20 protein-coding genes, 1 rRNA gene and 1 riboswitch are annotated in these 22,586 nt (G+C 69.9%); of the genes, 18 read left to right on the plus strand and 3 right to left on the minus strand.

Going from position 1 to position 22,586, the window contains the following annotated elements; all coding sequences use genetic code 11:
- Window positions 1-10 precede the first annotated feature (10 nt).
- From rrf to KBY32_RS31630, 11 genes are all read left to right on the plus strand, one after another.
- Window positions 11-127: ribosomal RNA gene (rrf, locus tag KBY32_RS31580) — 5S ribosomal RNA — on the plus strand.
- A gap of 110 nt (window positions 128-237) precedes the next feature.
- Window positions 238-849 (plus strand): CDP-alcohol phosphatidyltransferase family protein, encoded by a 612-nt coding sequence (locus KBY32_RS31585; protein ID WP_055622464.1) that lies wholly within the window; start codon window positions 238-240, stop codon window positions 847-849.
- Window positions 850-963: 114 nt separating this feature from the next.
- Window positions 964-3,459, plus strand: a complete 2,496-nt coding sequence (locus KBY32_RS31590) for a mannose-1-phosphate guanyltransferase (protein WP_055622463.1) — start codon at window positions 964-966, stop codon at window positions 3,457-3,459.
- Between the two features lie 98 nt (window positions 3,460-3,557).
- Window positions 3,558-4,469, plus strand: a complete 912-nt coding sequence (locus tag KBY32_RS31595) for a DUF881 domain-containing protein (RefSeq protein ID WP_210982487.1) — start codon at window positions 3,558-3,560, stop codon at window positions 4,467-4,469.
- Complete coding sequence (locus KBY32_RS31600) at window positions 4,466-4,798, plus strand: small basic family protein (RefSeq protein WP_003988855.1); 333 nt, start codon at window positions 4,466-4,468, stop codon at window positions 4,796-4,798. Before KBY32_RS31595 ends, KBY32_RS31600 begins: the two co-directional genes overlap by 4 nt.
- A 5-nt stretch (window positions 4,799-4,803) precedes the next feature.
- Window positions 4,804-5,646 (plus strand): DUF881 domain-containing protein, encoded by an 843-nt coding sequence (locus KBY32_RS31605; RefSeq protein ID WP_210982488.1) that lies wholly within the window; start codon window positions 4,804-4,806, stop codon window positions 5,644-5,646.
- 424 nt (window positions 5,647-6,070) lie between these two features.
- Window positions 6,071-6,607 carry an FHA domain-containing protein gene (locus KBY32_RS35750; protein WP_055622460.1) on the plus strand — a complete coding sequence of 179 codons (537 nt, stop codon included), beginning with the start codon at window positions 6,071-6,073 and terminating at the stop codon, window positions 6,605-6,607.
- 39 nt (window positions 6,608-6,646) lie between these two features.
- On the plus strand, window positions 6,647-7,384 hold the full coding sequence (locus KBY32_RS31615) for a MerR family transcriptional regulator (protein WP_210982489.1): 738 nt from the start codon (window positions 6,647-6,649) through the stop codon (window positions 7,382-7,384).
- A gap of 85 nt (window positions 7,385-7,469) precedes the next feature.
- Entirely contained in the window at window positions 7,470-7,943 is a 474-nt protein-coding gene (locus tag KBY32_RS31620) for a bifunctional nuclease family protein (RefSeq protein WP_004002801.1), read from the plus strand.
- Between the two features lie 261 nt (window positions 7,944-8,204).
- Window positions 8,205-8,864, plus strand: coding sequence for a MerR family transcriptional regulator (locus tag KBY32_RS31625; RefSeq protein WP_108705893.1), 660 nt, complete (start codon window positions 8,205-8,207; stop codon window positions 8,862-8,864).
- A 54-nt stretch (window positions 8,865-8,918) separates the two neighbouring features.
- Complete coding sequence (locus KBY32_RS31630; protein ID WP_210982490.1) at window positions 8,919-10,343, plus strand: DNA polymerase IV; 1,425 nt, start codon at window positions 8,919-8,921, stop codon at window positions 10,341-10,343.
- 310 nt (window positions 10,344-10,653) lie between these two features.
- Here the strand turns inward: KBY32_RS31630 and KBY32_RS31635 are convergent, their stop codons facing one another.
- Window positions 10,654-11,058 carry a PRC-barrel domain-containing protein gene (locus KBY32_RS31635; protein ID WP_210982491.1) on the minus strand — a complete coding sequence of 135 codons (405 nt, stop codon included), beginning with the start codon at window positions 11,056-11,058 and terminating at the stop codon, window positions 10,654-10,656.
- Between the two features lie 114 nt (window positions 11,059-11,172).
- A riboswitch (glycine riboswitch) is annotated at window positions 11,173-11,268 on the plus strand.
- Window positions 11,269-11,445: 177 nt separating this feature from the next.
- Between KBY32_RS31635 and gcvP the strand changes: the two genes are divergently transcribed.
- The 6 genes from gcvP (at window position 11,446) to KBY32_RS31665 (ending at window position 19,156) form a co-directional block, all read left to right on the plus strand.
- Window positions 11,446-14,331 carry an aminomethyl-transferring glycine dehydrogenase gene (gene gcvP, locus KBY32_RS31640; RefSeq protein WP_210982554.1) on the plus strand — a complete coding sequence of 962 codons (2,886 nt, stop codon included), beginning with the start codon at window positions 11,446-11,448 and terminating at the stop codon, window positions 14,329-14,331.
- Between the two features lie 117 nt (window positions 14,332-14,448).
- The gene (locus tag KBY32_RS31645) at window positions 14,449-14,622 is read left to right on the plus strand and encodes a hypothetical protein (protein ID WP_199835429.1); all 174 of its coding nucleotides are present in this window, start codon (window positions 14,449-14,451) and stop codon (window positions 14,620-14,622) included.
- Window positions 14,619-14,708 (plus strand): K(+)-transporting ATPase subunit F, encoded by a 90-nt coding sequence (kdpF, locus tag KBY32_RS31650; protein ID WP_037655415.1) that lies wholly within the window; start codon window positions 14,619-14,621, stop codon window positions 14,706-14,708. Before KBY32_RS31645 ends, kdpF begins: the two co-directional genes overlap by 4 nt.
- 7 nt (window positions 14,709-14,715) lie before the next feature.
- Window positions 14,716-16,380: a potassium-transporting ATPase subunit KdpA gene (gene kdpA / locus KBY32_RS31655; RefSeq protein WP_210982492.1), complete on the plus strand. Its 1,665-nt coding sequence runs from the start codon at window positions 14,716-14,718 to the stop codon at window positions 16,378-16,380.
- Window positions 16,381-16,406: 26 nt separating this feature from the next.
- Window positions 16,407-18,482, plus strand: a complete 2,076-nt coding sequence (kdpB, locus tag KBY32_RS31660; RefSeq protein WP_374225007.1) for a potassium-transporting ATPase subunit KdpB — start codon at window positions 16,407-16,409, stop codon at window positions 18,480-18,482.
- A gap of 5 nt (window positions 18,483-18,487) precedes the next feature.
- Window positions 18,488-19,156 (plus strand): potassium-transporting ATPase subunit C, encoded by a 669-nt coding sequence (locus KBY32_RS31665; protein WP_210982494.1) that lies wholly within the window; start codon window positions 18,488-18,490, stop codon window positions 19,154-19,156.
- Window positions 19,157-19,302: 146 nt separating this feature from the next.
- Here the strand turns inward: KBY32_RS31665 and KBY32_RS31670 are convergent, their stop codons facing one another.
- The gene (locus tag KBY32_RS31670) at window positions 19,303-19,509 is read right to left on the minus strand and encodes a DUF5999 family protein (RefSeq protein WP_055622451.1); all 207 of its coding nucleotides are present in this window, start codon (window positions 19,507-19,509) and stop codon (window positions 19,303-19,305) included.
- Window positions 19,510-19,895: 386 nt separating this feature from the next.
- On the minus strand, window positions 19,896-20,498 hold the full coding sequence (locus KBY32_RS31675) for a hypothetical protein (protein ID WP_210982495.1): 603 nt from the start codon (window positions 20,496-20,498) through the stop codon (window positions 19,896-19,898).
- 557 nt (window positions 20,499-21,055) lie between these two features.
- On the opposite strand from KBY32_RS31675, the gene KBY32_RS31680 reads away from it, so the two are divergent.
- Window positions 21,056-22,573 carry a glutamate-cysteine ligase family protein gene (locus tag KBY32_RS31680; RefSeq protein WP_210982496.1) on the plus strand — a complete coding sequence of 506 codons (1,518 nt, stop codon included), beginning with the start codon at window positions 21,056-21,058 and terminating at the stop codon, window positions 22,571-22,573.
- Window positions 22,574-22,586 lie beyond the last annotated feature (13 nt).

The raw sequence follows: 22,586 nt of genomic DNA on the forward strand, positions 1-22,586 counted from the left end.
TTCATAGTGTTTCGGTGGTCATAGCGTGAGGGAAACGCCCGGTTACATTCCGAACCCGGAAGCTAAGCCTTACAGCGCCGATGGTACTGCAGGGGGGACCCTGTGGGAGAGTAGGACACCGCCGAACTCCTTTTAGAGCTCTGGCTCTTGGGCATCACTGCCCGAGAGCCAGAGCTTTTTTGCGTTGAGGTAGGGTCGGGGAGCATCGTTGGTTCGTTTACCACAGGAGGCCCCCGGGTGGAGGTCCAGGAGACCCGTGTCCAGACAGACCGGGTGCTCACCATCCCCAACATCCTCAGCATGGCGCGGCTCGTTGGTGTGCCGCTGTTCCTGTGGCTGATTCTGCGGCCCGAGTTCGGGGGGCCCAAGAGTGACGGCTGGGCGCTTCTGGTGCTGGCCCTGAGCGGTGTCAGTGACTACCTGGACGGCAAGCTGGCCAGGCGCTGGAACCAGATCAGCAGCCTCGGCCGGCTTCTCGACCCGGCCGCCGACCGGCTCTACATTCTTTCGACTTTGGTCGGCCTCACATGGCGCGAGATTCTCCCCCTGTGGTTGACCGCGGTACTACTGGCGCGCGAGCTGGTTCTGCTGGTCATGGTCGGCATCCTCCGGCGGCACGGCTATCCGCCGCCCCAGGTGAACTTCCTGGGGAAGGCGGCCACCTTCAACCTGATGTACGCCTTCCCGTTGCTGCTGCTCAGTGACGGTAGTGGTTGGATCTCGTCACTCGCTGCTATTTTCGGATGGGCGTTCGCCGGATGGGGTACAACGCTCTATTGGTGGGCAGGAGTCCTCTACGTGGTACAAGTCCGCCGCCTCGTTCGCGCGGACGCCGCCATGGCCGATTGAACTCGCCGATTGCAGAGGGCGTAGCGGCTCGATGGCCCGCTCGGGAAAAGTGCGGGACAATCTGGACGGGTGAAGTCGGCTAGACCGTCGTCTCTGGAGGAGGACGCTTCCGACATGAAGGCCGTCGTGATGGCCGGGGGTGAAGGCACACGCCTTCGCCCCATGACCTCGAGCATGCCCAAGCCGCTCCTGCCGGTGGCCAACCGGCCGATCATGGAGCATGTGCTGCGGCTGCTCAAAAGGCATGGGCTGAATGAGACCGTCGTCACCGTCCAGTTCTTGGCGTCGCTCGTCAAGAACTACTTCGGTGACGGCGAAGAGCTCGGTATGGAGCTCACGTATGCCAATGAGGAGAAGCCACTCGGTACCGCCGGAAGCGTCAAGAACGCAGAGGAAGCACTGAAGGACGATGCTTTCCTCGTGATCTCCGGCGATGCCCTGACGGACTTCGACCTCACCGAGCTCATCAACTTCCACAAGGAAAAGGGCTCGATGGTCACCGTCTGTCTGACGCGTGTACCGAATCCGTTGGAATTCGGTATCACGATCGTCGACGAGGAGGGCCGCGTCGAGCGCTTCCTGGAGAAGCCGACCTGGGGCCAGGTCTTCTCGGACACCGTGAACACCGGTATCTATGTCATGGAGCCCGAGGTATTCGACTATGTCGAGGCCGATGTGCCCGTCGACTGGTCCGGTGACGTCTTCCCTCAGCTGATGAAGGAGGGCAAGCCGATCTACGGCTATGTCGCCGAGGGCTACTGGGAGGACGTCGGTACGCACGAGAGCTATGTGAAGGCTCAGGCGGACGTCCTGGACGGCAAGGTCGACGTCGAACTCGACGGCTTCGAGATCTCCCCCGGTGTATGGGTGGCGGAGGGTGCCGAGGTGCACCCCGACGCCGTTCTCCGCGGGCCGGCGTACATCGGTGACTACGCCAAGGTCGAGGCTGGTGCCGAGATCCGTGAGCACACGGTCGTCGGCTCCAACGTCGTCGTGAAGAGCGGTGCCTTCCTGCACAAGGCCGTGGTGCACGACAACGTGTACGTCGGGCAGCACAGCAATCTGCGCGGCTGTGTCGTCGGCAAGAACACCGACATCATGCGGGCCGCGCGGATCGAGGACGGCGCGGTCATCGGCGACGAGTGCCTGATCGGTGAAGAATCGATCGTTCAGGGCAATGTGCGGGTCTACCCGTTCAAGACCATCGAGGCTGGTGCCTTCGTCAACAACTCGGTGATCTGGGAGTCCAGAGGCCAGGCGCATCTGTTCGGCGCCCGCGGTGTCTCCGGCATCCTGAACGTCGAGATCACGCCCGAGCTGGCCGTACGGCTGGCGGGCGCGTATGCCACGACCCTGAAGAAAGGGGCCACCGTCACGACGGCGCGTGACCACTCCCGTGGTGCGCGTGCGCTGAAGCGGGCGGTGATCTCCGCGCTGCAGGCCAGCGCCATCGACGTACGGGACCTGGAGAACGTGCCGCTGCCGGTCGCGCGGCAGCAGACCGCGCGGGGCAGTGCCGGCGGCATCATGATCCGTACGACGCCCGGCGTGCCCGACTCGGTGGACATCATGTTCTTCGACGGGCAGGGCGCCGACCTGTCGCAGGGCAGTCAGCGCAAGCTGGACCGGGTCTTCGCACGGCAGGAGTACCGGCGTGCGTTCCCCGGTGAGATCGGCGACCTGCACTTCCCGGCCAGCGTCTTCGACTCGTACACCGGGTCGCTGCTGCGTAACGTCGACACGACGGGGATCGCCGAGTCCGGGCTCAAGGTCGTCGTGGACGCCTCGAACGGCAGCGCCGGCCTGGTGCTGCCCAGCCTGCTGGGCAAGCTCGGCGTGGACTCCCTGACGATCAACCCCGGTCTCGACGAGTCCAGGCCCACCGAGTCCGCCGACACGCGGCGGTCGGGGCTGGTGAGGCTGGGAGAGATCGTGGCGTCGGCGCGGGCCGCGTTCGGTGTGCGGTTCGACCCCGTCGGCGAGCGGCTGTCGCTGGTCGACGAGAAGGGGCGGATCGTCGAGGACGACCGGGCCCTGCTCGTCATGCTCGACCTGGTGGCCGCGGAGCGGCGCAGCGGGCGTGTGGCGCTTCCGGTGACCACCACGAGGATCGCGGAGCAGGTCGCGGCCTATCACGGGACACAGGTGGAGTGGACGACGACGTCGCCCGACGACCTGACCCGGGTGGGCGCCGACGAGGCGACGATCTTCGGCGGTGACGGCCGGGGCGGGTTCATCATCCCCGAGTTCAGCAGTGTCTTCGACGGCACCGCCGCGTTCGTACGGCTGATCGGGCTGGTGGCTCGCACCCAGCTCACCCTCAGCCAGATCGACGCGCGGATCCCGCGGGCGCACGTCCTCAAGCGGGACCTCGCGACCCCGTGGGCGGTCAAGGGCCTCGTGATGCGTCGCGTCGTCGAGGCGGCCGGGGATCGCTTTGTCGACACGACCGACGGCGTGCGCGTCGTGGAGACGGACGGCCGCTGGGTGATGGTGCTGCCCGACCCGGCCGAGGCGGTCACCCATCTGTGGGCCGAGGGTCCGGACGACGCGTCCGCCCAGGCGCTGCTCGACGAGTGGGCGGCGGTGGTGGACAGCGCCGGACGCTGAGTCCCGCATAGACACATGTGCCGGACAGGCCCCCCTGAAAGGGGCCTGTCCGGCACACGCGGTGGGGCCATTCGGAGTATCGGCGGCGACGTGCGACGATGTGCGGCATGCCGCAGCCCCCCGTTCGGAGCACACCCACGCGCCCGCCGCGTCCGGACGCGTCCATGTCGCTGCTCACCAATGTCATGGACCACAGTCTCGACGACGGCTACGCGGAGGCCGCCGCCCGGAAGCAGGCCGCCGGTGAGGGAGGGCTTCCCAAGACACTGCGGGCCAAGCTGGGGCTCGCCGTAGGGCTGGTGCTGGCGGCGCTCGTGGTGACCGTGGGAGCGGCGCAGGCGCGCGTGGCGGCGCCCGTCGTGGCCAAGGAGCGCGAGGAGCTCGTCGACCGCGTCGAGAAGGAGACGCAGGCGGCGGACGAGCTCGAGGAGACGGTCGACAAGCTGCGGGCCGACGTGAACGCGCGGCAGCGTGAGGCGCTGAAGTCGGGCGGGCACGGCGAGCAGGCCGACCTCGTCAGCGTCCTGTCCGGCGCCGTCGAGGTGCGCGGGCCGGGCGTGAAGCTGGTCGTGGACGACGCCAAGGAGGCCGGTTCCGCCGCCGGCGGTGACGCGCGCGGCTCGTCCGGCTTCTCCGACACCGGGCGGGTGCGCGACCGCGACATGCAGCGCGTCGTCAACGGGCTGTGGGAGTCGGGCGCGGAGGCCGTGTCGATCAACGGGCAGCGGCTGACCGCCCTGTCCGCGATCAGGGCCGCGGGCGACGCGATACTGGTCGACAACAGGCCGCTGGTGCCGCCGTACATGGTGCTCGCGGTGGGGGACGGGGAGCGGCTGAGCCGCGCCTTCCAGGACAGCGCCGACGGCCTGTACCTGAACGCCCTGCAGGAGAACTTCGGGATCAGGACCAACATCTCCGCGCAGGAGGATCTCCGGCTGCCCGCGGCACCGAGTGTGATCGTCCGTACCGCACAACCGAACACCGAGACAACTGAGAAGGGCACATCGTGATCGCCGTACTGGGCCTCGTCGTGGGCGTCGTGGCCGGCCTGTTGGTCCGGCCCGAGGTTCCGGCGGTCGTCGAGCCGTATCTGCCGATCGCCGTCGTGGCGGCTCTCGACGCCGTCTTCGGCGGTCTGCGGGCCATGCTCGACGGCATCTTCGACGACAAGGTCTTCGTCGTGTCGTTCCTGTCGAACGTGGTCGTGGCCGCGCTGATCGTGTTCCTGGGCGACAAGTTGGGTGTGGGCGCGCAGCTCTCCACCGGTGTCGTCGTGGTGCTCGGCATCCGGATCTTCTCCAACGCCGCGGCGATCCGCCGGCACGTCTTCCGGGCGTGAGGCCGATGAGCAACGAGGACGCGACCCGCGAGAACCGGCTGCGCGAGGAGTTGCCCGATGAGGTGCACACCGCCCCCGAAGAGGCTCCTGAGGCCCCTGAGGGGGACGGTGACCGCCCGGCGGAGCTGACCGGCCGGCAGCGGCTGGTGAAGGGCCTGTGGCCGCCGCGCGTGAGCCGGGCCCAACTGATCGTGGCGGTGCTGCTGTTCGGCCTCGGCTTCGGTCTGGCCGTGCAGGTGGCGTCGAACAGCGACGGCGACAGCGCCCTGCGCGGAGCACGTCAGGAAGATCTTGTCCGCATCCTCGATGAACTCGACGACCGAACTCAGCGTCTTGAGGACGAGAAGCAGGGTCTCGAGAAGCAGCGCGACGAACTGGAGAACAGTTCCGACCAGGCCGAGGAGGCCCGCAGACAGACGGTCGAGAAGGAGAGGCAACTCGGCATTCTGGCGGGCACCGTGGCCGCCGAGGGACCCGGCATCAGGATCACCATCGACGACACGAAGGGGACGGTCGAGGCGGACATGCTGCTCGACGCGATCCAGGAGCTGCGCGCGGCCGGGGCGGAGGCGATGCAGGTGAACGGTGTCCGCATCGTCGCCGGCACCTATCTGTCCGACGCGGGCAACGCCGTGAGCGTCGACGGGAACAAGATCAACGCCCCGTATCGTTTCAAGGTCATCGGCAAGCCGCAGGATCTGGAGCCGGCGCTCAACATCCCTGGAGGCGTGGTCCAGACACTGGAGAAGGAGCAGGCCATCGTGACCATCGAGCGGTCTGACAAGATCGTTGTGGACGCCTTGCGAGCGGCGAAGCGGCCTGACTACGCTCGGTCGTCCTCCCGGTGAACCGGCGGTGCATGGGGGACATCCGGCAAGGGCATGAGCTTGCGGGGGGTCGGCGCACCGATTGGGTGGTGCGTGGTGGAAACTGTCTGGCGGAGGCGGACGTTGTGAAGATGTCCGGGTCGGCCAATAGGTTCAGTCAGGGTTCGTCCTGCCCCACGGGCGGGTCTGTTTCGGTCAAGGGGAATCGCCCGTGAAGTTGTTTGGGAAGCTGTTCGGCAAGAGTGCGCGAGACGAGAACGCGACCACTCGTCACCGCGCACAAGGGGACGAGGATGGGCAGCGCCCCCTGTTCAGGGACCAGGTCCCTGGACCGGGCGGTGACATTTCCGGAGGTCAGGGCGCGCCGTCGGTTGACCCTGGCCAGTCCGGCGACATAGGTTTCGGGCAACCGTCAACCTCAAGTACGGGTGGAGGGTTTTCCCCGATGTCGGCCCTGGTGTGTACGAGGTGCGGTAACCGCAACGCGGAGAACAGCCGCTTCTGCTCCAACTGCGGCGCGCCGCTGCGTGCCGGCGCGGCGCCCGAGCGTCCGTCCGAGACGACGTCGACGATCTCCATCTCGGGCATCGAGGCCTACGACGCCGAGACCACGGGACAGACGCAGATCCCCGCGCTCTCCCCGGAGGCCCAGGCCGCCGTCGACGCGCTGCCGGTGGGCTCCGCGCTCCTGGTCGTGCGCCGTGGACCGAACTCGGGCAGCCGCTTCTTGCTGGACGGCGATCTGACCACCGCCGGGCGGCACCCGCAGAGCGACATCTTCCTGGACGACGTGACGGTCTCGCGTCGGCACGTGGAGTTCCGCCGCGCCCAGGACGGCTCGTTCACGGTGGCCGACGTCGGCAGCCTCAACGGCACCTACGTCAACCGCGAGCGGATCGACCAGGTCGCTCTGAACAACGGCGACGAGGTGCAGATCGGCAAGTACCGGCTGGTCTTCTACGCGAGCCAGCAAGGCTACTGACCTCCCCCGGACCCGTCCGGGGAGACCCAGGGAAGGTCCATGCTGAAAACACCGGGCGGCGGTGCCGGGCACGGCGCCGCCGCGACGGACGGTCGGCCGATGAGCATCGGCACGGTGCTGACCGTGCTGCGCGAGGAGTTCCCTGACGTCACGATCTCCAAGATCCGTTTCCTCGAGTCGGAAGGGCTGGTCGAGCCGCGGCGCACACCGTCGGGTTATCGCAAGTTCGGCCCGCAGGACGTCGAGCGGCTGCGCCATGTCCTGCGGATGCAGCGCGACCACTATCTACCCCTGAAGGTGATCCGCGAGCACCTGGACGCCATGGAGCGCGGCGAGGCCGCGGCCCTGCCCGCCCTGTGCCGGCAGCGGGACGGCGACGGCATCCTGGAACCGGTCGAGGAGCCCACCGCGGCCCGTGTCGGGCGGGCGCAGCTGCTCGCCGCGGCCGGTATCGAGGAGCGGGAACTCTCCGAGTGGGAGTCGTACGGGCTGATCACCCCGCTGCCCGACGGCGCCTACGACGCGGAGGCGGTGACCGTGGCCACGCTCGTGGCGGAGCTGGGGCGCTTCGGCATCGAGCCGCGGCATCTGCGGGTGATGAAGGCCGCAGCGGACCGGGAGGCCGGCCTCGTGGAGCAGGTCGTGGCGCCGCTGAAGCGGCATCGCAACCCGCAGACCAGGGCTCACGCCGAGGCCAGGGCCAAGGAGCTGGCGGGGCTCACCGTCCGGCTGCACGCCGCGCTGATGCAGACGGCGCTCGGGGTGCGGCTGCCCTGAGCGGGGCATGCACGGATCGGCCGGATCGGCCACCCGATCCCGGCCCGACTACCCAAACGTCCCGAGCACGGCCTAGGGTTGCTGTGTGAACGAGCTCGATGTCGTAGGTGTCCGGGTCGAAATGCCCTCCAACCAACCGATCGTGCTCCTGCGCGAAGTGGGAGGCGATCGCTACCTCCCCATCTGGATCGGGCCCGGGGAGGCGACGGCGATCGCCTTCGCCCAGCAGGGAATGGCCCCCGCACGACCGCTGACCCACGACCTGTTCAAGGACGTGCTCGAGGCCGTCGGCCAGGAGCTCACCGAAGTGCGCATCACCGATCTGCGGGAAGGCGTGTTCTACGCCGAGCTGGTGTTCGCCAGCGGTGTCGAGGTGAGCGCCCGTCCGTCCGATGCCATAGCGCTGGCCCTGCGCACCGGAACGCCGATCTACGGCAGTGACGGCGTGCTCGACGACGCGGGTATCGCGATCCCGGACGAGCAGGAGGACGAGGTGGAGAAGTTCCGCGAGTTCCTCGACCAGATCTCGCCGGAGGACTTCGGCACCAGCAGTCAGTGAGACGGCGTGGGCGGCCCGCCCGACCTGGTCGGAGCGGTGCGGCCCGCGGCCCGTCACGGCCCATGGGCCGGGCATGTGCCACGGGCGAGGGAAGGCGTCATGGAGCCCGATTCGGGCACATTCGGCTAGCCTTTCCCCGCGGCAAGGCACGGGAAACCACTCGTAGGGTGATTATCACTCGGCGTGCCGAGTGTGGCGATCGTTGACGCACCCCCGGTGACTGCCTACCGTCGAGAAGGCAGGTCAAGGACGGAGGTCGGCGTGAGAAGCAGCGGCGGCGGTACGGCTGGGGGTGCACCCGAGCGCGGCCTCGGGGCGAGCGGCCCGTACCCGCTTCACGGCAGCGCTGTCCAGGGCGGTGCGGCCGATCACGCGCAGCGACCGACGGCCGTGCCGAGCAGCGGCGGAGGGGCGGCGTCCATGGCATCCGAGGAGATCGGGTACCGGGGTCCGACGGCCTGCGCGGCCGCCGGGATCACGTATCGGCAACTGGACTACTGGGCCCGCACCGGTCTCGTCGAGCCGAGTGTGCGGCCCGCGTACGGGTCGGGGACGCAGCGCCTGTACAGCTTCCGGGACGTCGTCGTCCTCAAGATCGTGAAGCGTTTCCTCGACACGGGTGTGTCCCTGCAGAACATCCGGACCGCCGTCCAGCATCTGCGGGAGCAGGGCTTCCACGACCTCGAGCGGCTGACGCTGATGAGCGACGGCGCGACCGTGTACGAGTGCACCTCGCCGGACGAGGTCCACGCGCTGCTCCAGGGCGGCCAGGGGATCTTCGGGATCGCCGTGGGCGTGGTGTGGCGGGACGTCGAAAGCGCCTTGTCGCAGCTGCACGGGGAGCGGATCGACACCGGGGAGACGCTGGTCGGGCACAACCCGGCCGACGAGCTGGCGCGGCGGCGCAATCGCGCGGTCTGAGGACGCGGCCTCGGAACGCGGACGTTGTCAGTGCCGTAGGGCAGCATCGGAACTGTGAGAAACGCGCCCACCATCCTGCACCTCGACATGGATGCCTTCTACGCGTCGGTGGAACAGGCGTCCAAGCCGAGCCTGCGCGGGAAGGCCGTGATCGTGGGCGGGCTGGGGCCTCGCGGGGTGGTCGCCACGGCCTCGTACGAGGCCCGGATCTTCGGGGTGCACTCCGCCATGCCGATGGCGCAGGCGCGGCGGCTCGCGCCCAACGCCGCGTATCTCGTGCCTCGCTTCCGGATCTACCGGGATGTCAGCGAGCGGGTGATGGGGCTGCTGCGGGAGCTGTCGCCGCTGGTGGAGCCGTTGAGCCTGGACGAGGCGTTCGTCGACCTGGAGGCCGGGGGAGTGGCCTGGGACGCGGAGTCCGCCCGGCTGGTGGGGGTGAAGCTGCGCTCCGACATACGGGCGGCCACCGGGCTTGCCGGGTCGGTGGGGCTGGCCGCGTCGAAGATGGTCGCGAAGATCGCCTCGGAGGAGGCCAAGCCGGACGGGCTGGTGCTGATCGAGCCTGGGACCGAGCGAGGGCTCCTCGGGCCGATGTCCGTACGGGTCCTTCCGGGGGTGGGGCCGGCCACCGGGGACCATCTGCGGCGGGCCGGGATCCACACCGTCGAGGAGATCGCCGAGGCGGGTGAGGACGAGCTGGTGCGGCTGCTGGGGAAGGCGCACGGGCACGCCCTGTACGCGATGGCGCTCGCGCACGACGAGCGGCCCGTGGTGGCGGAGCGGGAGGCGAAGTCCGTCTCGGTCGAGGACACGTACGACGTGGACATCCACGACCGGCTGCGGGTGGGGCTGGAGGTGCAGCGGCTCGCCGACCGGTGTGTGCGGCGGTTGCGGGGGGCCGGACTTTCGGGGCGGACCATCGTGCTGAAGGTGCGGCGGTACGACTTCTCGACGCTGACGCGGTCCGAGACGTTGCGGGGGCCCACGGATGATCCGGCGGTGGTGCGGGAGGCCGCGGCGCGGTTGCTGGAGGGGGTGGATACGACCGGGGGTGTGCGGTTGCTGGGGGTCGGGGTGAGCGGGCTCGCCGACTTCACGCAGGAGGACTTGTTCGCTCAGGCGGCTGGGGAGGTGGCCGCGGAGGCGGACGACCTCGGCGGGGGTGGTGCTGTGGCTGAGGAGGCTCTCGGTACTTCTGGGGCCGCTGTGGAGGGGGATCGGGACGGTGATGCGGTGGGCGAGGCGCAGGCGCAGCCGCAGCCGACTGAGCGGCGGTGGCATGCGGGGCACGATGTGCGGCATGCCGAGTACGGGCACGGGTGGGTGCAGGGGAGCGGGGTCGGGCGGGTGACGGTGCGGTTCGAGACGCCGGAGTCGGGGCCGGGGCGGGTGCGGACGTTTCGGGTCGATGACCCGGCGTTGGAGGTGGCGGAGCCGTTGCCGTTGGTCGCGGCGGAGACGCCTGTGGCGCCGGGGTAGTGGGCGGCGCGGGGTGCTGGGCCGCGCCGCGGGTGCCGCTGCGCCCACCCGTGCCGCCCCAGCGGCACGACTGCCCGCAGCTGCGTGGGCCGGGGTCGCCGGCGTTGCTGGTAGGGCGTGGGGCTGGGCTGTGCCTACGGGTGCCGCTGCGCTCAGCCGCTGCGCGGGCCGGGGGTCGCCGGCGTTGCTGCTGGGGCGGCGCTGGGTGCTGGGTCGCGCAGGGCGGGTGCCGCTGCGCCCACCCGTGCCGCCCTGGCGGCACGACTGCCCGCAGCTGCGTGGGGCGCGCGCCGCAGCGGCAGGGTGGGGGTCAGGTGTGGGGGTGGGGGGTTCGGGGGGAGTTTGGAGGGTTCGAGGGGGCCAGGGTGCCGAAGTCGATGTCGGGGGGTGGGGGGCCCGGCGGGGCCACGTCGAGGCCGTAGTGGTGGTAGAGCTGGAGTTCCTGCTCGGGGGAGAGGTGGCGGCCCACGCCGAAGTCGGGGGCGTCCTTGATCAGGGCCCGCTCGAAGGGGACGTGCAGGGCGCCCTCCACCAGTTCGCTGGGCTCCAGGGGGACGAAGGCGTCGCGGGAGAAGAGGCCGGTGCGTATCGCGGCCCACTCCGGTACGCCGGTCGCGTCGTCCAGGTACACCTCGTCGATGGTGCCGATCTTGGTGCCGTTGCGGTCGAAGGCCTTGCGGCCGATCAGGTTGCGCGGATCGATGTCGGTCTGCACGGTCCCTCCACTTGGTCGCAAGTCATCCGTAAGCACTACGAAAAGGCAGATCCGTGACGGCGGCCACTCGAAGGTCCGTGCGGTGCCCCCGCTGGTAGGCTTGGCAGCGGCTGCTGACCCCGTGCGGGAGAGTCCTCCGGAGATCGCCGGAGGCGCCGAAGGAGCAAATCCTCCCCGGAATCTCTCAGGCACACGTACCGCACGGACGAGGTCACTCTGGAAAGCAGGGCGGGTGTCGACGGCTCCCGCTCTCACCGACGGTGAAAGCCGGGGCCCTCAGGGCGCCCCGGTGAAGCTCTCAGGTTGAGATGACAGAGGGGGAGGCCGTCCGGGCACCCGCGCCGTGGTGCCCCTCGAAGGTCGCGTCAGACCATGGAGGCCTCCGCAATGACCGCCCATCGCATTCCGCTCTCCGAGCTCGAGCAAGGGATTCCCTTCGAGCAGCGTCACATCGGTCCCGATTCCGAGGCGCGGGCCAAGATGCTCGCCCATGTCGGGTACGGCTCGCTCGACGAGCTGACCGCCGCCGCGGTCCCGGACGTGATCAAGAACGCCGACGCCCTCGACCTGCCCGGTGCCCGCACCGAGGCCGAGGTGCTGGCTGAGCTGCGCTCGCTCGCCGACCGGAACCAGGTCTTGGACTCGATGGTCGGGCTCGGCTACTACGGGACGTTCACCCCGCCGGTCATCCTGCGCAACGTCATGGAGAACCCGGCCTGGTACACGGCGTACACGCCGTACCAGCCGGAGATCTCCCAGGGCCGGCTCGAGGCCCTGCTGAACTTCCAGACGGTGGTTGCCGACCTCACCGGGCTGCCGACCTCCGGCGCCTCCCTGCTCGACGAGGGCACCGCGGCCGCCGAGGCCATGGCCCTGTCGCTGCGCATGGGCAAGAACAAGAAGGGCCTCTTCCTGGTCGACGCGGACGCCCTTCCGCAGACCATCGCCGTGATCCAGACCCGCGCCGAGCCCACCGGCGTGGAGGTCGTGGTCGCCGACCTCAGCGAGGGCATCCCCGCCGAGATCGCCGAGCGCGAGATCAACGGTGTGCTCCTGCAGTACCCGGGTGCCTCCGGTGCCGTACGGGACCTCACGCCCGTCATCGAGCAGGCCCATGAGCTCGGTGCCCTGGTGACCGTCGCCGCCGATCTGCTGGCGCTCACGCTGCTGAAGTCGCCCGGCGAGCTGGGTGCGGACATCGCGGTCGGCACCACGCAGCGGTTCGGTGTTCCGATGGGCTTCGGCGGGCCGCACGCCGGTTACATGGCGGTCCGCGAGAAGTTCGCGCGCAGCCTGCCCGGCCGCCTCGTCGGTGTGTCCGTCGACGCCGACGGCAACAAGGCGTACCGCCTGGCGCTGCAGACCCGTGAGCAGCACATCCGCCGTGAGAAGGCCACCAGCAACATCTGTACCGCCCAGGTGCTGCTCGCCGTGATGGCCGGCATGTACGCCGTCTACCACGGGCCGGACGGCCTGAAGGGCATCGCCGCCCGCACCCACCGCTACGCCACGATCCTGGCCGCGGGCCTGTCGGCCGGCGGGGTCGAGGTCGTGCACGGCTCGTTCTTCGACACGGTGACCGCCCGCGTGCCCGGCAAGGCCGCCGACGTCGTCGCCGTCGCCCGGGACCACGGGGTGAATCTGCGCCTCGTCGACGCCGACCATGTGTCGGTCGCCTGCGACGAGACGACCACCCGCGCCCAGGTCTCCGCCGTGTGGAAGGCGTTCGGCGTCGACGGCCGGATCGACGCGCTGGACGCCTCGGCCGGGGAGGCGCTGCCCGGCGCGCTGCTGCGCGGCGACGAGTACCTGACGCACCCCGTCTTCCAGCAGCACCGCTCCGAGACCGCGATGCTGCGCTACCTGCGCCGGCTCGCCGACCGTGACTACGCGCTGGACCGCGGCATGATCCCGCTGGGCTCCTGCACGATGAAGCTCAATGCGACCACCGAGATGGAGCCGGTCACCTGGCCCGAGTTCGGCCAGCTGCACCCGTTCGCGCCCGCCGAGCAGGCGGAGGGCTACCTCACGCTCATCCGTGAGCTGGAGGAGCGTCTCGCCGAGGTCACCGGCTACGACAAGGTCTCGCTCCAGCCGAACGCCGGTTCGCAGGGCGAGCTGGCCGGTCTGCTCGCCGTACGCGGCTACCACCGGGCCAACGGCGACGAGCAGCGCACCGTCTGTCTGATCCCGTCCTCCGCGCACGGCACGAACGCCGCCAGCGCCGTGATGGCCGGGATGAAGGTCGTCGTCGTCAAGACCGCCGAGGACGGCGAGATCGACGTCGAGGACCTGCGGGCGAAGATCGAGAAGCACCGTGACGAGCTCGCCGTGCTGATGATCACCTACCCGTCCACGCACGGCGTGTTCGAGGAGCACGTCGCCGACATCTGCGCGCAGGTGCACGAGGCCGGCGGCCAGGTCTACGTCGACGGCGCCAACCTCAACGCGCTCGTCGGGCTCGCCAAGCCGGGCCACTTCGGCGGCGACGTCTCGCACCTGAACCTGCACAAGACCTTCTGCATCCCGCACGGCGGCGGTGGCCCGGGCGTCGGCCCGGTCGGTGTGCGCGCCCACCTGGCGCCGTACCTGCCGAACCACCCGCTGCAGCCCGCGGCCGGTCCGGAGACGGGCGTCGGCCCGATCTCGGCGGCGCCCTGGGGCTCGGCGGGCATCCTGCCCATCTCCTGGGCGTACGTCCGCCTCATGGGCGGCGAGGGCCTGAAGCGGGCCACGCAGGTGGCGGTGCTCAGCGCCAACTACATCGCCAAGCGGCTCGAGCCGCACTACCCGGTGCTCTACACCGGTCCGGGCGGCCTGGTCGCGCACGAGTGCATCATCGACCTGCGGCCGCTCACCAAGGCGACCGGCGTCAGCGTGGACGACGTGGCCAAGCGCCTCATCGACTACGGCTTCCACGCGCCGACGATGTCCTTCCCGGTGGCCGGCACGCTGATGATCGAGCCGACCGAGTCCGAGGACCTGACCGAGCTCGACCGGTTCTGCGACGCGATGATCGCCATCCGCGCCGAGATCGAGAAGGTCGGCTCCGGCGAGTGGCCCGCCGAGGACAACCCGCTGCGCAACGCCCCGCACACCGCCGGTGCGCTCAGCGGCGCGTGGGAGCACGCGTACAGCCGCGAGGAGGCCGTGTTCCCGGCCGGGGTGTCCGTCGCCGACAAGTACTGGCCGCCGGTGCGCCGCATCGACCAGGCCTTCGGCGACCGGAACCTGGTGTGCTCCTGCCCGCCCATGGACGCGTACGAGGGCTGACCGTCCGCTGACCCGAAGGGCTCCGCCCCTGGCCGTACCGGCCGGGGGCGGAGCCCTTTCGCGTGCCACCTGGGTCGCGCGCCGTATGGGTTGCGTCAAGGCGGTGACGTGGGCCGTATGGGAGCCGTCAACGGCGGTCGTTTCCGGCCATGGAGGGCGTTTCCTCGAAGCGTCCCCGTCCGAACGACCTTCACCCAGGAGTCCACGATGGCCGATCTGGCCTTCGTCGTCACCACCATCGCGTGCTTCGCCCTGGTGGCCCTCGTCGCCAAGGGGGTGACGAAGCTGTGACCGCCGAGAACATCGCCGGCCTGGTCGTGGCCGTCGCCCTGCTGGGCTATCTCGTCCTCGCCCTGATCTTCCCGGAGAGGTTCTGAGAAACAGATGGGTCCCGTCCTCGCCGGCGTCCTCCAACTGCTGGCCCTCACCGCAGCCCTGGCGCTCGCCCACAAACCGCTCGGCACCTACATGGCCCGGGTCTACTCCGCGGACCGGCACTGGCGTGCCGAGAAGTGGATCTACCGGTGCATCGGTGCCGACCCCGACCGGCAGATGCGCTGGACCGCGTATCTGCGCGGCGTCCTCGCCTTCTCCGCCGTCGGCGTCCTCTTCCTGTACCTGCTCCAGCGGCTGCAGGGCGTGCTGCCCGGGTCGCTCGGGTTCGCCTCCATCGACCCGGACCAGGCGTTCAACACCGCCGTCTCCTTCGTGACCAACACCAACTGGCAGTCGTACTACGGCGAGCAGGCCATGGGCCATGTCGTGCAGACCGCCGGGCTGGCCGTGCAGAACTTCGTCTCCGCCGCCGTCGGCATGGCCGTCGCCGTGGCGCTGGTGCGCGGGTTCGCGCGCTCGCGCACCGGTGAACTCGGCAACTTCTGGGCCGACCTGGTGCGCGGTGTCGTCCGCGTCCTCCTGCCGCTCGCCGCCGTCGCCGCGCTCGTGCTCGTCGCCTGCGGGGTGCTCCAGAACTTCTCCGGCATCCACGAGGTCGGCCAGTTCCTGGGCGGCACCCGGCAGTGGAACGGCGGCGCGGTGGCCTCGCAGGAGGCCATCAAGGAGCTCGGCACCAACGGCGGCGGTTACTTCAACGCCAACTCCGCGCACCCCTTCGAGAACCCGACGCCCTTCTCGAACCTCTTCGAGATCTTCCTGATCCTCCTCATCCCGTTCGCGCTGACCCGGACCTTCGGCGTCATGGTCGGCTCGGTGCGGCAGGGGTACGCGATCCTCGGCACGATGGCCGCCCTCTGGCTGGGCTTCACCGCCCTGATGATGTGGACCGAGTTCAGCCACCACGGTCCGGCGTTCGACCTCGCGGGCGGGGCGTACGAGGGCAAGGAGGTGCGCTTCGGCGTCGGCGGTTCGTCGATCTTCGCCGTGGCGACCACGCTGACCTCGACCGGTGCCGTCGACTCCTTCCACTCCTCGTTCACCGGCCTCGGCGGCGGCATCACCCTGCTGGGCATGATGCTGGGCGAGATCGCGCCCGGCGGTGTGGGCTCCGGTCTCTACGGCATGCTCATCATGGCGATCATCGCGGTGTTCCTCGCCGGTCTGATGGTCGGCCGTACGCCCGAGTACCTGGGGAAGAAGATCGGCTCCCGGGAGATCAAGGCGGCCGCCTGCTACCTCCTGGTCACCCCGGCGCTGGTCCTCGTCTTCACGGCGCTCGCCATGGCGCTGCCGACCCCGGCGCACTCCATGACCAACAGCGGGGCGCACGGCTTCTCCGAGATCCTGTACGCCTACACGTCCGCCGCCAACAACAACGGCTCGGCCTTCGCCGGGCTGAACGCGGACACACCGTGGTTCAACACCACGCTCGGACTGTGCATGCTGTTCGGCCGTTTCCTGCCGATGATGTTCGTCCTGGCCCTGGCCGGCTCGCTCGCCGGACAGCGGCCCGTCCCCGTCACCTCGGGCACCCTGCGCACCGACAAGCCCCTGTACGCCGGTCTGCTCGTCGGCACGATCGTCGTCGTCACCGGCCTGACCTACTTCCCGGCCCTCGCGCTCGGACCGCTCGCCGAGGGGCTGGCGTCATGAGCATCGATCCACAGAAACAGAGCACCATGTCTCCTTCCCTTCTCGCGCCCCGCCAGGACGCGCCGGCCGGGCCCAAGCCACCCCAAGGACGCGTCGGCGCGGGCCTGTTCGACCCGAAGCAGCTCCTCAGGTCGTTGCCGGACGCCTTCCGCAAGCTCGATCCACGCGTCATGGTCAAGTCGCCCGTGATGTTCGTGGTGTGGGTCGGTTCGGTGCTGACCACGGCGTTCGCCCTCGCCGACCCCGGAGACTGGTTCGGGTGGACCATCAGCGCCTGGCTGTGGCTGACGGTGATCTTCGCCAATCTGGCCGAGGCCGTCGCCAAGGGCCGTGGCAAGGCGCAGGCCGACACCCTGCGCCGGGCCAGGACGGACACGGTGGCGCGCCGGGCCGACGGGACGGTCGTCCCCGGCACCGAACTGCGCGTCGGCGACCTCGTGGTGTGCGAGGCCGGTGACGTCATCCCCGGCGACGGGGACGTCGTCGAGGGCGTCGCGTCCGTCGACGAGTCCGCGATCACCGGTGAGTCGGCCCCGGTCATCCGGGAGTCCGGCGGCGACCGTTGCGCCGTCACCGGCGGGACGAAGGTCCTCTCCGACCGGATCGTCGTCCGGATCACGACCCGGCCCGGCGAGACGTTCATCGACCGGATGATCGGTCTGGTCGAGGGCGCCGCCCGGCAGAAGACACCGAACGAGATCGCGCTGACCATCCTGCTGGCCTCGCTCACCATCGTCTTCCTGCTCGCCTGCGCCACGCTGCCCCCGCTGGCCGGCTACGCGGGCGCGCAGCTGCCGATGGTCGTGCTGGTGGCCCTGCTGGTCTGCCTGATCCCGACCACGATCGGCGCGCTGCTCTCCGCCATCGGCATCGCGGGCATGGACCGGCTCGTGCAGCGCAATGTGCTCGCCCTGTCCGGGCGGGCCGTCGAGGCCGCCGGCGACATATCGACACTGCTGCTCGACAAGACCGGCACCATCACGCTGGGCAACCGCAGGGCGGCCGAGTTCGTGCCGGTCGGCGGGGTGACGGCCGCGGAGGTGGCCGACGCGGCCCAGCTGTCCTCGCTGGCCGACGAGACGCCCGAGGGCCGTTCGGTCGTCGTGCTCGCCAAGGAGCAGTACGGGCTGCGCGAGCGGGAGTTGACGGGAGCCGAGTGGGTCGCGTTCACCGCGCAGACCCGCATGTCCGGGGTGGACGTCCCCGGGCGCAGGATCCGCAAGGGAGCCGCCGCGGCTGTCGTCGCCTGGGTCGCGGAGCGCGGCGGTGACGTGCCGGGCGCGGCGTGGGAGCTGGCCGACCGGATCGCCGAGGCCGGCGGCACGCCGCTGCTGGTCGCCGTCGAGGACGCGGCCGGAGCGCGGGTGCTCGGCGCCGTCCACCTCAAGGACGTCGTCAAGGACGGTCTGCGCGAACGCTTCGCGGAACTGCGCCGCATGGGCATCAGGACCGTCATGATCACCGGCGACAACCCGCTGACCGCCAAGGCGATCGCCGAGGAGGCGGGCGTCGACGACTTCCTCGCCGAGGCCACCCCCGAGGACAAGATGGCGCTCATCAAGCGGGAACAGGCGGGCGGCAAGCTCGTCGCGATGACCGGTGACGGCACCAACGACGCGCCCGCGCTCGCCCAGGCGGACGTCGGCGTGGCCATGAACACCGGTACGTCGGCCGCCAAAGAGGCCGGCAACATGGTCGACCTCGACTCCGACCCGACCAAACTGATCGAGATCGTCGAGATCGGCAAGCAGCTGCTCATCACGCGGGGAGCGCTGACCACGTTCTCCATCGCCAATGACGTCGCGAAGTACTTCGCGATCATCCCGGCGCTGTTCGCGGCGGTCTACCCGGGCCTGGACAAGCTCAACATCATGGGCCTGTCCTCCCCGCACTCCGCGATCCTGTCGGCGGTCGTCTTCAACGCGCTGATCATCGTCGCGCTGGTGCCGCTGGCGCTGAAGGGCGTGCGCTACCGGCCGGTCAGCGCGGACCGTCTGCTGCGGCGGAACCTCACCGTCTACGGACTGGGCGGCCTCATCGCGCCGTTCGCCGGCATCAAGCTCATCGACCTGCTCCTCTCCCTCATCCCCGGAATCGGCTGAAGGCCATGAACCACTCCGTATCGAACACGGCCCGTCTGCTCGGGGCGGGCCTGCGCGCGCTCCTCGTCCTCACCCTGGTCACCGGCGTCCTCTATCCGCTGGCCGTCACCGGCATCGCGCAGGGACTGTTCCCCGGCAAGGCGAACGGCTCCGAGATCAGGGCGGACGGCAAGGTCGTCGGCTCCTCGCTGATCGGCCAGGCGTACGACCTGCCGCTGAAGAACGGCCAGGAGACCCCGGCACCCGACCTCAAGTGGTTCCAGGGCCGCCCGCAGAACGGCCTCGGCAGCAACAGCGTCAACACGCAGTACCGCCTCATCCTGTCCGGCGCTACCAACCGGTCCGGCGACAACCCGGAGCTCCTCCAGTGGGTGAAGGAGGCCAAGGCGGCCGTGGTCAAGGACAACTCGACCGCCGGGTACCGGGTGAAGCCGTCCCAGGTGCCCGCGGACGCGGTGACGTCCTCCGGTTCCGGACTGGACCCGGACATCTCACCGGAGTACGCCGCACTCCAGGTCCACCGGGTCGCCGAGCGCAACGGCCTGTCCGTGCGGCAGGTGCGGGAACTGGTCGAGGCCCACACCGAGGGCCGTACGCTCGGCTTCATCGGGGAGCCCCGGGTCGACGTGCTCGAACTCAACATCGCGCTGCGGGACTTGGTGGGCGGGAGCTGACGCGGGCCGTCCGCCCGGCTACCGTGTGTGATCGGGGCCGGACACACGTGGGGGCCGGCTCGCAGTCGGAGTCTGCGACCGGCCCCTGGGAGTACTCCGGGCGTGCGGCGCGCGCCGCCCGGTACCGCGGGGATCGTCCGGGACGACTACGCGGCGGTGACCACCTTGCCGGCGCCCAGCGGACGGTGCGGGGCGATGATCTTGCCGTCCGGCAGGAGTTCACCGGTGTCCTCGAAGAGGAGAACACCGTTGCACAGCAGGCTCCAGCCCTGCTCCGGGTGGTGCGCCACGAGACGGGCGGATTCCCGGTCGGCGGAGTCGGCTGAGGGGCACGGTGGTTGGTGCTGGCACATGGAGGGGATCTTTCGCTCTGTCGTGACGGATGAGATGGCTGATGTGTCTGTCTCGCGGCGTGAAACGTCGTTCATGGCCGCCCCCCGTTGTTAAGTCGGTCTGGACCCAGTGTTGCCCTACGGGCGGTCATCCGCAGGGATTTCGCAGCACCGCTTCTCACAGGTTGATGACGCATGACCCGCGCGGGCGGTTCACCCCAACCGCACTGTCCCTTCGGATGGTTTCGCCTGGTCGGATGGGGCTAGTCCGGGGTGGCCCGGGTGGTGCTGCGACACGTCTGAGCGGGGTGTCGCTCGGGCGAGTCGCGGCGCTGCCCGGGCCGTAATGCCGCGTACCCCGCCACCCGGAATGGATGGCGGGGTACGCGGGCCTCGCGCCCGTGCCGTCAGGCCGGCGAGCCGAGCAGGGGTGGCAGGGGCGGCAGCGGAGCCGGGGTGGCGCGCAGGGTCAGGACGGGCAGCAGGTCGGCCACCCGGTGCGGGACATGGGAGGCGATGCCCGGAGGGGCGGGGGCCAGCGGGATGAGGACGTCGGCGGGGTCGGGGTGGCCCGTGGCGGCGTCGGCGGTGGCATCGCCGTGCAGCCACAGCGTGAGCATGTAGAGGCCGGGGAACGACAGCAGTCGCGGCTGGTACGGCTGCGTCAGTGTCTCGGCCTGGCGCAGCGCGCGCTCGGTGGAGGCGATGTAGGGGCCCTCGAAGAAGTGCGAGAAGGCCCAGCCGTCGGGGGTCAGCCGGGTCTCGGCGGCGGCCACAGCGCGTTCCCCGGAGCGGATCAGGAAGCGCCAGCCCGCCAGCCGGGTCGTGGACATGCCCGCCGGGGTGAGCTCGTCCAGCACATGGACGGGCAGCGGGAGTTCGGGGGTGGTGGGTCCCTGTGCGGCGCGCAGGGAGGGAGTTCGAGCCTCGCTGACGGCGGTGGGGGAACCGAGCGCGGTCAGGACGGAGCGAAGTGCGGGCGCGGGAGCCGGGGGAACATGCAGCGGCATGGTGGGTCGCCTCTCATTCGACAGGCACGATGGCGCGAGGGCGGGGCAGGGCGGACAGCGCTGTCTGCTCGGGGGGAGGTCAGAGGTGCCGGGGAGCCGGGGTCCTGAAGCGCGGGGGATGTCGGGCCTGCCGTACGTCACCTGGACGACAGGTACGGGGACCGCGGGTGCCGACCCTCTGCCTGATAGCGCAGTTTATACGACGACGGTTCAGATGATGTTTCATCTAGCCGGTCCCGGTGTACACGGCAAGAGTGCATTCGGTCGGCGATATGCGGGAGAAAATCCCCATTGCCGGCCGGAGGTGTGGTGGTGACCTCGAAAAACGTCCGGGGCGCGGTCGGCCAATTGTCGTCGGCGTTTTTCACGACTTCGTGAACGCTCGGAAACTGCGCTGTGTCGCTTGCCCGGTGAATGTGCCGCCGGTCACAGCGGAACAGACTAGCGGGCCACAGGCCCGGGCGGGGACGTTATCGATCGCCTTGGCTGGGCATCATCCCACCTGACCCGCGAGACCGGCGGCCGATCCTCGGCCCGCCCATCCGAGGAGGGACCCGATGGGGGAGAAGGTCGTGGCAGGTCGGTTCGACCTGTCCGATCGTCAGCACTACCGTGACAAGCTGCGGCAGTGTCTGACGGGGCTGGAGCGGCTGTTGGAGGAGCGGCGGTTCGACCGTCCCAGGAATCTCCTGGGGCTGGAGATCGAGCTGAATCTCGCCGGCGCCGACGGTATGCCGAGAATGTTGAACGGGCAGGTACTCGAACGTATCGCCAGCCGTGACTTCCAGACCGAACTCGCGATGTTCAATCTGGAGGTCAACATAGCCCCGCACCGCCTGGAGGGCCGTGTTTTCGACCAGCTGGGCGAGGAACTCCGTACGTCACTGGCATATGCCGACCGAAAAGCGGGCGAGGTCGACGCGGGAATCGTGATGATCGGTATTCTGCCGACCCTCGACCGTGACGACCTGGTCTCCTCGAATCTCTCCGAGGTGGACCGCTACGCGCTTCTCAACGAGCAGATCGTGGCCGCCCGCGGCGAGGACTTCACCCTCGACATCGACGGCGTGGAACGCCTGACGTGCACCTCGAAGTCCATCGCCCCCGAGGCCGCCTGCACCTCCGTGCAACTGCACCTCCAGGTCACCCCGGGCCGCTTCGCCGACGTCTGGAACGCCGCCCAGGCGGTCGCCGCCGCGCAGATCGCCGTCGGCGCCAACTCGCCGTTCCTCTTCGGGCGCGAGCTGTGGCGGGAGTCCCGCCCGCCCCTGTTCCAGCAGTCCACCGACACCCGCCCGCCCGAGCTCCAGGCGCAGGGCGTCCGGCCGCGCACCTGGTTCGGGGAGCGCTGGATCACCTCGGCGTACGACCTCTTCGAGGAGAACCTGCGCTACTTCCCCGCGCTGCTGCCGATCTGCGACGACGAGAACCCGCTGGAGGTCCTGGACGCCGGCGGCACCCCCACTCTCGCGGAACTCGTCCTGCACAACGGCACCGTCTACCGCTGGAATCGTCCCGTCTACGACATCGCCGACGGCGTCCCGCATCTGCGCGTGGAGAACCGCGTCCTGCCCGCCGGGCCCACCGTCACGGACGTCATCGCCAACGCGGCGTTCTACTACGGCGTCGTCCGCGCCCTCGCCGAGGAGTCGCGGCCCGTGTGGACCCGGATGCCGTTCGAGGCGGCGGCCGCCAACTTCGACGCCGCCTGCAAGGACGGCATCGACGCCCGGCTGCTCTGGCCGCGCCGCGGCCGGCACGGTGCCATGGCCGAGGTCGACGCCGTCAGCCTCGTCCGCGACGAACTGCTGCCGCTGGCCGAGGTGGGCCTGGACGCATGGGGCGTCGAACCGGCCGACCGGGACTTCTACCTGGGCGTCATCGATGAGCGCTGCCGTCGGCGCACCAACGGCGCGTCCTGGCAGGCGGCCACCTTCCACCGGGCGCTGGAGTCCGGGCTGGGCCGGGACGCCGCGCTGGCCGCGACGACCCGGCGCTACCGGGAGCTGATGCTCCGCGGTGAGCCCGTGCACACCTGGCCGGTGGGCCTTCCGGAGCCGGTGCCCGCCGTGTGAGGACCGTTCGGGA

It is taken from the genome of Streptomyces sp. RK62 (assembly GCF_018070255.1).
GTDB classification, from domain to species: Bacteria; Actinomycetota; Actinomycetes; order Streptomycetales; family Streptomycetaceae; genus Streptomyces; species Streptomyces nigra.